The sequence below is a fragment of the Nocardia pseudobrasiliensis NBRC 108224 genome, assembly GCF_001613105.1.
Lineage (GTDB): Bacteria > Actinomycetota > Actinomycetes > Mycobacteriales > Mycobacteriaceae > Nocardia > Nocardia pseudobrasiliensis.
The window spans coordinates 50,191-60,314 of the sequence record NZ_BDBS01000004.1 but is presented as its reverse complement, the minus strand read 5'-3'; the positions used below and the strand labels follow the sequence as shown (position 1 = coordinate 60,314).

The following is a 10,124-nucleotide window of genomic DNA, read 5'->3' as shown; positions in this document are numbered from 1 at the left end:
CCGGACCTACCGCGGCCCTATTGCCCGTTCCCGCACCAGCTTCGGTTCGGTGTCGCGGGCGGCTGTGACCGTGCGGTGGATGTAGTCGGGGTGGGCCAGCGGGACGCCGAGCAGGACCTCGGGGACGTCGAGCAGGTCGAGGACCTCGGTGGGATGGTCGGCGCAGTCGTCGCTGAGAGCGGCGCGCTGCGCCAGCAGGCCCCGGGTGCCCGCGCTGTCGAGCAGGTCCTCGGCGACGAGGTGGTCGGTGAGGCTCAGCAGGCAGGTCACGGTGTAGAGCTGGCGCAGGGCGCGGTCGACCTCGCCGCTGGTGTGGTCGGTCCATCGGCGTAGCAGGGCGACGGCGCAGCTCGCGTGGACGTGCGGGCGGCACAGCGCGGCGCGCTGGGAGTCCCGCCAGCGGTGTAACAGCCGCTGCGCCAATGCTTCCAGCAGTGCGATGCCCTGCGCGCACGAGTGCAGACCGTCTTCGGTGATGACGGGCGGGTTGGACGAGATATCCTGTGCCGCGGAGTTTCTCGCGGAGACGCGGATACTCTCGTAGCACATGACATTGTTGTCGCCGCCGAAGGTCGTGTTGATCTCACCGTCCACGCGCGCGGTGACCATCTCGTTGTGGCTGTGGAATCCGTGGCCGCCGCACAGCTCTCGCAGCTCCACCAGCGCGGTATTGACCGCCCATGAGGCATGAGCCTTGGCCCCCGAGGTCAGCCCGTGCAGCGGCCGGCCGTGCAGGGTGATCGGCTCGGTCGGGTAGCGGGTGGTCCACTCCTCGATGATGTGCTCGGTCAGATGCCGCAGGGCCAGCGCCTCGGCGGCGATGGGCATGAGGCGTTCGCGGTAGTGCGGGAATCCGAGCAGCCGCTTACCGGAGGCCTCGCGGTGGGTGCTGTAGCGCAGCGTGATCGCCGAGAATCGGCGCAGGACCGCGGCCGCGCCCGTCACGGGGAAGATGCGCTCCTGCGAGAATGTCCCCAGGCACCGCAGATACCGCTCCCGGCTGGCGAATTCGCTGACATACCTGCCGGATTCGTCGATCCGCGCCCACCCGCTCAGCAATGCGTCCAGCGTAATCCGATAGTGATCGAAATGGATCATCCCCGTTTGATTCCCGGGCAGTCCGCCCTTGGGATCGGCCCGGCGAATGCGCACTCCGGGAAACGGCGACGCGCCCTCGGCGGGCCGCAGCGGCACCCGGAACCAGTGGTGACCCTCGTCGGTCCCGTCGACCACGAGCCGAGCCAGCACCATCGCGTGCGTCGCGGAGAACAGACTGTTGCCGATCCAATACTTCGCGGCGTCATCCGACGGCGTGTCGATACGCAGCGATCGATCCTCGTGCCGATAGTGCACCTGCGTCCCGATCGCCATGAGGTTGGTCCCCCGGCCGATCTCGGTCGCCGCGAACGCATACACCCGTTCCATCCGGTCGATCTCGTCGCGATACGCCGCCACCTGCGCGGGACTGCCGTGCGAGAGCAGCGCGCTGCCCGCCAACTGCTGATTGCCGGTCGTGGCGACCAGGGAGATGTCCCAGGCGCTGAGCCAACCCATGGTGCGCACCAGATCGGGAAACCGATCCGCCCGACTACCGCCACACCACGCCTCGCCGCCGACGATTCCCTTGGCGTGCAACGCCTTCGCGCGCTCGACGGTCAGCAGCATGAGATCGTCGACGTCCGATTCGTAGCGGGCGCGCGGATCGAAGAGGGGTTCGTCGAGAAAGTCGATCATCGTCACTCCTTCCGCAGATCGTGGCGGGTCAGGTGCAGGGCCGACAGGGTCGGCGCGACGATGTCGCGCAGGTAGACCCGGCCGTCGATGCCGGTGGAACGCATCAGGGAGCTGCGCGCCTCGGCATCGGGGAGCAGTTGTTCCGCGGGCATGCGGAAGGTCCGCAGCACATGCGACAGATCGGTGAGGGTGCCCGCGCGATCGTCGTCGAGCAGCAGGGCGACCATGTGCTGATAGAACTTGGTGTGCGCCATCTCGTCACGACCGATGAGCCGATAGATGTCGGCGAGCGTCCGATGGCCGGTCTCGATGGCTCGCGTGCGCTGCGACCGATACACCACGAAGGTGGTCAGCTCCTGGATCATGCCGTATATCAACATCTCTCGCGGGCTCTCGTACGGCCGCTCCCACCGTTTCGCCAACACCGCATCGGCATAGTCGTGGAGTTGGTCCTCGGTGCGCTGACCGCTGCGACGCAGATACTCCCGCAGTACGAGCGAATGCTTGGATTCCTCGTACCCCCAGTTGGCGGCGAACCAGGCCTGAGCGTAGTCGCGGCCGAACAGTTCCAAATGAGTGTTGAGATAGTCGGGCAGAAACATCTCGACACCGCAGAACGTCTCGGCATTGGTGGCCAGCTGCTCATCAGCAGGACCGGATTCGACTGCCTCCCAGGCGATATCGTTGAACAGATTCCACCTGCGGGTGCGCTCGGCGTTCTCGAAGAACGTCATGTACTCGCGATGGAAGGATTCGCGCAGCTTCTTGTTCATGAGGCGACGCGGTCGGCGAGCTCGGCGGTGATGAGATCGCACAATCCGCGCACATCGGTTACGGCGTAGAGCTTTTCGTCCGGTAAACGGATGTCGAGTTCCTTCTCGGTCCAGGTCACCAGCTCCAACAGCTGCACGGAGTCGATGCCGGAGGAGTAGAGATCGGAGTCCGGGGTCAACTCGGGGTGCGATGCGGAGGTGAGCTGGCGCAGTCCGCGGCCGAGCAGGGCCAGCAGGTCGTCCTGTGTCATCGGGGTTCCTTTCACTCGGGATCGTCGACGCGGCGCAGACGCCACTGCGACAGGGTCATGTGGCGGCGGGCGAAGGAGTTGATACAGCACGTCAGATAGCGGTCGTAGGTCTCGAAAAGCTCATCGCCCCAGCGGTTTCGGATTTCTTCCTCATGCGCGCGCAGCCGCGTGCGCCAATGGGTGGTGGTCCGCTCGTAGTCCTCGCGCCGCGTGCGCAGCTGCATGACCTCCCAGTAGGGTCCGACGGCCATGATGATGTCCTCCGCGCGCGGGGTCATCCCGCCGGGGAAGATGGTCTCGCCGAGCCAGCGCAGCTCGCGGACCTCCTCGGGGCGTCGGGGTACGCGGTCGCGCAGGCCGGTCTGCAATGCGAAGTAGGCGCCGGGGCTGGTCCACGTCCACGCCCTGCGGAAGTAGTCGCGGTAGCGGGCCACGGCCCGGCCCGCACGCGCCTCCTCGGGGGTGCAGACGTGTTCGATCATGCAGATCGACTGCACCGCATCGAAAGTGTGCGACGGTTCGAAGTCGCGGTAGTCGACGCAGGAGACGCTCACCCCCGGCAGGTCGCGGCGCACGATGTCGTTGTACTGGGCCTCGGACAGGGTGATGCCGTGCGCTCGGGCGACCTGGCGTTCCTGGGTGAGATAGGCGAGATTGTTGCCCCAGCCGCAGCCGATGTCCAGGACCCGGCTGTCGGGGGTGATCTGCGCGAAGTCGTGCAGGACGGCGAGTTTGGCGAGTTGCGCGGCGTCGAGATCGTCGGTGTCGTCGAATACCGCGCAGGTGTAGTTCATTCGACTGTCGAGCCACAGCCGGAAGAATTCGGGATCGAGATCATAACTGACGGCGAGGTCGGCCTTACTGGACATGTAGCGCGCCTTCCAGGTAGCGGCGGCGGGTCTCCTGCCGCCGGGGCTTTCCGGAGGTTGTTCGGGGGACCGTGCCGGGCGCGACGGTCACCACGTCGTGGACGGGAATGCCGAGTGCGGCGGCAACCGCCTCCCGCAGGGCCGCGGGGACGTCGGCGGTCTCGGGCGTGCGGCACTCGGCGACCACCACCAATTCCTCGGACCGCGGACCGGGCCGGGTGCAGGCGACCACGCCGCCCGCGCGCACGCCGACCACGGTTTCGGCGATCCACTCCACGCGCTGGGGGTCGATATTGAGGCCGTTGAGGATCAGCAGATCCTTGACGCGGCCGGTGACGAACAGTTCACCGTCGGCCAGATAACCCAGGTCTCCGGTGCGCAGCCAGCCGTCGGGCCGAAATGTCGTGTGCGTCTCGGGGTCGGACCCGAGGTAGGTGTGCGCGACCGAGGGACCGCGTACCCAGATCTCGCCGACGGTTCGTTCGCCGAGGACATCGCCGGTGGCGTCGCGGACGGCGATCTCGTGGCCCGGCAGGGGTGGTCCGCACCCGACGAGGGTCTCCACGTTCTCGGAGGCATCGGACGCGATGGCGTGTCCGGTGGACAGTGCGGCGGCGTCGACGCGGTCCGTACGGTATCGGCGCTTCGGACTGGAGAGTGCGACCGCGAGGGTGGCCTCGGCCAGTCCGTAGCACGGTGACAGCGCCTCCGGTGCGAGCCCGGCCGGGGCGAAAGTATTCAGAAAGTATTGCAGCACACCATGATTGATGGGCTCGGCCCCGCAGCCCAGCACCCGCACGTGGCCGAGATCCAGCGCGACGATCTCGGCGGCCGGGGTCCGGCGGGCGGCGAGGGCGAAGGCGAAGTTGGGTGCGAAGCTGATCGTGGCGCGTCGGTCGGACATGGCCCGTAGCCACAGCCCCGGATTCCGGACGAAGAAGCGGGTCGGTAGGAAGGACACGGGGACGCCGACCAATAAGGGAGCCAAGACGAATCCGACCAGGCCCATGTCGTGATGCAGTGGCAGCCAGGACAGTCCGCGGCCGACGGCGGGGTCGCTGTGCAGGCCGTCGCGCATGATGGCGGTGCCGTTGGCCAGCACCGCGCTCACCCGCGCGGGAACGCCGCGTGGGGATCCGGTACTGCCGCTGCTGAATTGGATGTAGGCCGTCGCGTCCGGGTCGGCGCGATGGGGGACCGGATGTTCCGGCGGCGCGGCCAGTACGTCGTCCAAAACGATCGGCGTCGCGCTGTTCGCGGGCCGATCCGCGGCATCGCGCAGCGCGATCGAGCGGGCCTGCGCGGTCCGAATCATCGCCGCCACCTGTGTATTCCACGCCGCGCGACGTCCCGCGGGTGGCGGCGGCGGTATCGGCACGGGAATCACGCCCGACCACAGCGCGCCCAGGAACGCCGGGACGAACAGGTGCGGATCGGTGGCCTCCACCGCGACCCGGTCACCGGGTCGCAGACCGGCCGCGCGCCAGCCCGTGGCGGCCGAGCGCACCCCGCGCAACAGCTCGTGGCGGCTGACCGTGATCCATTCGCCGTCCTCGCGAAGGTATTCGTGCGCGGGCCCGTAATCGTTCTCGTAGCCGGCCACGACATCGGTCAGCCATCCTTCGTGCACGCGTCGCCGCCCTTCTCACACAACAGTTTCGGTGATCTTTCGAATTCCAAGTACAACGTGATGCCCCCGCTCGAGCCATGCGCGCGATTGCCGAGGATCGGTCAAATCTTGCGGTACACCGAGGGTCGGGTTCCGGTGTGCCGCAGGAACGCGGTCGACAGCGCGCCCGGGCTGCCGAAGCCACAGCGCGGCGCGATCTGATCGATCGACAGTTCGGTATCGCGCAGCAGTCGCTTCGCCTGCTCCACCCGCAGCCGGGCGAGGAACCGATGCGGCGTCGTCCCGGTCGCCTCCCGGAACACCCGCACGAGGTGGTAGACGCTCAGATGCGCCTCGGCCGCGATATCGGCCAGGGTGATCGGTTCGGCGAACCGCTCCCGCATCATCGCCACGGCCGCGCGCACGCGCCCGTCCTCCCGCATCCGGGGAGCCGCGGCGCGGGCATGCCGGACCAGCAGGTGCACGCTGAGGAACGCGGCCGCCGACTCGGCGTAGAGATCATCGGCCGCGTCGGCCTCGCCGACCGCTCGCACGAGCTGTTCGATCAGCGGATCGCCCGTGGCCAAGGATGCGGCCATGGCCTCGAAATCCACTGCGGGGCCGCCCAATTGCTTCGCGGCCGTATCGAAGGTGTCGCGCGGAATGTGTACCTGCACACTGCGCATCGGCCCTTCGGCGCGATACCGGCGCACGACATGCTGCTCCGGGAGCCTGAGGTCGAGCCGCCCCGGCGCCCAGGTCCGACGGCTGCTCCGCCCGCCGCTGCGCGTCTCCACAACCCCGTGTCCGGCGCGCGGGAGCACCAGATGCAGATCCGCCGCCGCGGGCAAGGCCATGTCCTCGGCCACCGGGGGATGCTCGAACCGCTGCACGAGCAGCGATTGCCACCCGGCGTCCTGCCAGCTGCAGTATGTCCGCCGGACGAACCGGTCCATGTCGAAGCCGAGATAAGGTCGAAGGTCGAAACGAGTCGAGTCGAACACCACGTTGCCGAGGCTATAGAACAGACCGGACGCGGCCGTAAGTTCCCGATAAGTCGACGCGTAACCACCCCTTGTTTCAGGGATACCGCCGATCGATCGCGCACTGGACGATGGACAGCGGCAGTCGGCTCGGGGTTGGAACGATCGAAACGAGGGAGATTCGTGAGCGGCATGGAGATACTGATCCTGGGCCCGATCATGTTGCGGCGCAATGGCGATGCGATCATGGTGGGACCTTGGCCATCTCCGTGCGGTACTGCCACGGCTGCATCGATGTCGAGCGGGCCCGCTGCCAGGACGCGATCCGGACATTGAGCGTGGCGGCCGAACATGCTCGACGCGAGGGAGATCCGCCACGGCATCGACGCTGGTCGAGGAGGCAACGATCTGGGGCTGGGCCAAGGCGCTCGGATTCGACGAGCAGTGGGCCGCTCGGCAGGTCGCCGACAGCAATTCGCGAAGTCGGACGCAACTTCAATTGCAGTCGGCGCCTGCTACGAAGTAATGATCTCAGCGTCGGCGCGCGTAATCGGCGGCTGCCGTCCAGTCGATCATGACGCAGGGTTCGTGACCGATGGTCCAGGCGTCGTGTCCGGGTGGGCAGAACATGAAATCGCCCGCGGCGACCTCGGCTTCGGATCCGTCGTCCATCACGATGCGCATGCGTCCGGATACGCAGTATCCGACGTGGGCCGCCTGGCAGCTGTCGGTTCCGGCGATGGGCTTCACATGAGTCGACCAACGCCAACCCGGCTGGAACACCGCGCGGCCGACCGGTCCGGTATCGGCGTGGACGAGGTCGAGTCGGCCGCTGTCCGACTCGAACGGCCGTGTCTCGTCGGGTGTGTCGAAGCTCTTGATCAGCAGACTCGGCCCTGGGCGCGTGGACATGTCGTCCTCGCGCACCAGGTCGAGATTGCGGAATACGGGTGGTCCGGCGCACAACTTGGTGAGCGCCTCGGCCAGCCGGGTCGTCTCCGGAAGGGTGGAGTTCGCCATGGCCTGCTCATAGGACGGGAACTCCACGATCTGCATATAGGTGTCGTCCTGGTCGCGATCTCTGGTTTCCATGATGTGGGTCGCGGCCCGCTTGCCCTCGGTCGCCGCGAGCCACTCGTCGAGGACTTTGTTGAATTCGTCGAGTCGTATGGTCTTGAACTCGATGGTCTGCACGAATTTGGTCACTTCGGTCACCTTCACCGGTCACCCCACCCGCAGCCGACCGTACGCCGCCGCGGGGGTTCGCGATATGCCCGCCGGTCCCGGAATCCCGGGTCGAAAGTCACCTCCGGTCAGGTGGTGAGCAGGACCCCCGCGTAAGACACGGCGGCGATGGTCACCCAGGAGGCGAGGCCGAGGCCGGCCATTCGGCTGCCGGTGCGGGTCATCGACGACAGGTTGATCATCGCGCCGAGACCGAACAGGGCGGCGGCCAGTAGCAGACCCTGTGTGGCGCTGACGAATTCGAGGATCTCGGTCGGGACCTGACCGGTGCTGCGGATGAGGATCATCAGCAGGAAACCGGCGACGAACAATGGGACGAGCGGTGGTCGTGCGCCGGAGCCGGTGGCGCCGGTCGCGCGGCGGCGGGCGGCCACGAGGGCCACCAGCGGGGCGAGCAGTACCACTCGCATGAGTTTCACCAGCACCGCGGCGCTGAGTGCGGCAGCGCCCGCGGTCTGGGCCGCCGCGACCACTTGCCCGACATCGTGAACGCTCGCGCCGACCCAGCGCCCGAAGGGCTCGTCGCCGAGACCGAGTGGATGTTGGAGCAGCGGCAGCACCGCGATAGCCAGTGTGCCGCACAGGGTTACGACCGCGACCGAGTCGGCGATGTCCTCCTCGCGGCTGCCCGATACCCGGCTGACCGCCCCGATCGCCGAAGCGCCGCAGATGGAATAACCGGTCGCGACCAACAGTGGTTGATCGCCGGGCAGGCCGATGCGGCGGCCCAGCCACAGCGTGCCGAGGAATGTCACGAGCACCACGGTCAGCACCATCATCGCGGTCGCCCAGCCGAGCCGCAGGACATCGGACATGCTCAGCTGCAGGCCGAGCAGGACGATCGCCAGCCGCATCACCTGTTTGGACGCGATGCTCAGGCCAGGACGAGCGCTAGTGCGCACGAATGTTCGCACACCCGGCAGATGCGCGGCGAGTACACCGAGCGCCACGGCCGCGGTCGGCACCGGAATCGCGGGCAACAGGTAGTGGACGATCGTGGCCGATCCGACGCCGAGCGCGGCCACGCACAGTCCCGTGACGCCGCGCCCGCCGGTCGCGCGCAGCGAGGCGGGCGGGCGTAGCCGCAGACTCATGCTTCCTCGACCGGCGGCGCGTAGTCGCGGCGGATGCTGGTGCCGAGCCGTGCGATGTTCGCACCGTAGAGGTGGATCGAAATCGCTTTGGTAGCACCGGCATTGCGCACGCGGTGGATATCGCCGGGCGGTGCGAAGGCCGACACCGCGCCGACCGGATTGAGCACATCCTCGCCCACCACCAGACGACATGTCGGTCCGTCGGGTGCCAGGTGATAGCGTCGCTCGCTCTCCTGACCCTCGTGCACGCCCGCGACGCACCAGGACACGTGGTCGTGAATGGTGGTGTGCTGACCGGGTAGCCAGACCAGGGCGACGATCGAGAACAGGCCGTCCGGCTCGGCGTGCAGGATGTGCTGGCGGTAGCGGTCCGGATCGCCCTCGGACTGTTCGGATGTGAGCAGGCCGGGCCGGCCCAGGACGGGTTCGAGGGCCTGACCCACCAGATCCGCGGTCGGTTGCGGAGCGAGGCCGCGGCCTACGATGTGACGGACCGAGTGGATCAGTTCGCCGAGAAGTTCGGTGGTGCGGGTGGTGATTCCGTCGGAGGTAACGAGCGCGGGCATACTTGCAGTGTCGAGGCGGCTATCCATAACGTCCAATGACGAAATGTTGGCCAATCCCCAAGTATTGCTTATGAATTGACCATCAGCAGCCGATGCTCGCCGCGGCGGCCGCCTCGAGTTCGGTGAGCACCAGTTCGATCGCCGGAACGCGCAGGCGATCGGCCAGGACGAATGCGGAGACCCGGCGCGTGGGCCGTCCCGCCAGGACCCGGCCCTGCACATTCGGATGACACAGGAACGACAGCACCAGCGCGGGCATCAGGGCCACGCCCACTCCCGCCGCGACCAGACTCTGCACGGCCAGATTGTCGTCGGTGGTGAATACGATGTCCGGCACGAAGTTCTCCTCGGCGCACAGGTGCAGCAGATTGGCCCGGCACCGCGGACATCCCGCGATCCACCGCTCCTCGGCGAGGTCGGCGAGCCGGACGCTGTGGTGGCGGGTGAGCGGATGTCCGGACGGCAGCAGGATGGTGAGCAGGTCCTCCATCAGCGCGATTCGTTCGACGTCCGGCGGCGGTTCGGTGTCGGAGCCCTGATAGGTGAAGGCAAGCGCGACATCGCATTCGCCGCGGCTGAGCCGCCACAGCGACTCCGGCGGTTCGGCCTCCTGCAACTCCACCCGCACGCCCGGATGGTTGGCCAGCAGCCCGGCCGCCGCGCGCGGCACGACCGTGGCATTCGCGCTGGGGAAGGCGCACAAGCGGACCAGTCCGGATTCCAGTTTGGCCAGCGCGCGCAGCTGATTGTGCGCCGCCGCGAGGTCGTTCGCGATGATCTCGGCGTGGCGAGCCAGCGTCGACCCGGCCTCGGTCAGTTGCAGCCCGCGCCCCATCCGAATGAACAGTGGCATACCGACTTCCCGCTCCAGGGCCTTCATCTGCTGAGTGATCGCCGGTTGGGTGTACCCGAGACCGCGCGCCGCCGCCGAATACGAGCCGCTGCGAACGACTTCGAGGAACGTCTTGATGTGCCGGGATTCGAGCATCACCGAATCATA

10 protein-coding genes are annotated in these 10,124 nt (G+C 67.5%); all 10 read right to left on the bottom strand.

What is annotated here, in order from left to right; translation table 11 throughout:
* Positions 1 to 6: 6 nt before the first annotated feature.
* Positions 7 to 1,734 (bottom strand): acyl-CoA dehydrogenase family protein, encoded by a 1,728-nt coding sequence (locus NP4_RS05305; RefSeq protein WP_147287861.1) that lies wholly within the window; start codon positions 1,732 to 1,734, stop codon positions 7 to 9.
* Positions 1,735 to 1,736: 2 nt separating this feature from the next.
* Positions 1,737 to 2,507, bottom strand: coding sequence for an acyl-ACP desaturase (locus tag NP4_RS05300; RefSeq protein ID WP_067992730.1), 771 nt, complete (start codon positions 2,505 to 2,507; stop codon positions 1,737 to 1,739).
* Positions 2,504 to 2,758 (bottom strand): acyl carrier protein, encoded by a 255-nt coding sequence (locus NP4_RS05295; protein WP_067992727.1) that lies wholly within the window; start codon positions 2,756 to 2,758, stop codon positions 2,504 to 2,506. The genes NP4_RS05300 and NP4_RS05295 overlap by 4 nt, the downstream gene beginning before the upstream one ends.
* A gap of 11 nt (positions 2,759 to 2,769) precedes the next feature.
* A complete protein-coding gene (locus tag NP4_RS05290; protein ID WP_067992725.1) occupies positions 2,770 to 3,627 on the bottom strand; it encodes a class I SAM-dependent methyltransferase in 858 nt (285 codons plus the stop codon).
* Positions 3,617 to 5,257 carry an AMP-binding protein gene (locus NP4_RS05285; protein WP_067992721.1) on the bottom strand — a complete coding sequence of 547 codons (1,641 nt, stop codon included), beginning with the start codon at positions 5,255 to 5,257 and terminating at the stop codon, positions 3,617 to 3,619. Before NP4_RS05285 ends, NP4_RS05290 begins: the two co-directional genes overlap by 11 nt.
* Before the next feature lie 101 nt (positions 5,258 to 5,358).
* Positions 5,359 to 6,243 (bottom strand): helix-turn-helix domain-containing protein, encoded by an 885-nt coding sequence (locus NP4_RS05280; RefSeq protein WP_067992718.1) that lies wholly within the window; start codon positions 6,241 to 6,243, stop codon positions 5,359 to 5,361.
* A 507-nt stretch (positions 6,244 to 6,750) separates the two neighbouring features.
* Positions 6,751 to 7,425, bottom strand: a complete 675-nt coding sequence (locus tag NP4_RS42410; RefSeq protein ID WP_245997183.1) for a cupin domain-containing protein — start codon at positions 7,423 to 7,425, stop codon at positions 6,751 to 6,753.
* Positions 7,426 to 7,532: 107 nt separating this feature from the next.
* Positions 7,533 to 8,558, bottom strand: coding sequence for a YeiH family protein (locus NP4_RS05270; protein WP_067992715.1), 1,026 nt, complete (start codon positions 8,556 to 8,558; stop codon positions 7,533 to 7,535).
* Positions 8,555 to 9,124, bottom strand: a complete 570-nt coding sequence (locus NP4_RS05265) for a cysteine dioxygenase family protein (protein WP_067992712.1) — start codon at positions 9,122 to 9,124, stop codon at positions 8,555 to 8,557. The genes NP4_RS05270 and NP4_RS05265 overlap by 4 nt, the downstream gene beginning before the upstream one ends.
* A gap of 82 nt (positions 9,125 to 9,206) precedes the next feature.
* Entirely contained in the window at positions 9,207 to 10,112 is a 906-nt protein-coding gene (locus NP4_RS05260) for a LysR family transcriptional regulator (protein WP_067992711.1), read from the bottom strand.
* Positions 10,113 to 10,124 lie beyond the last annotated feature (12 nt).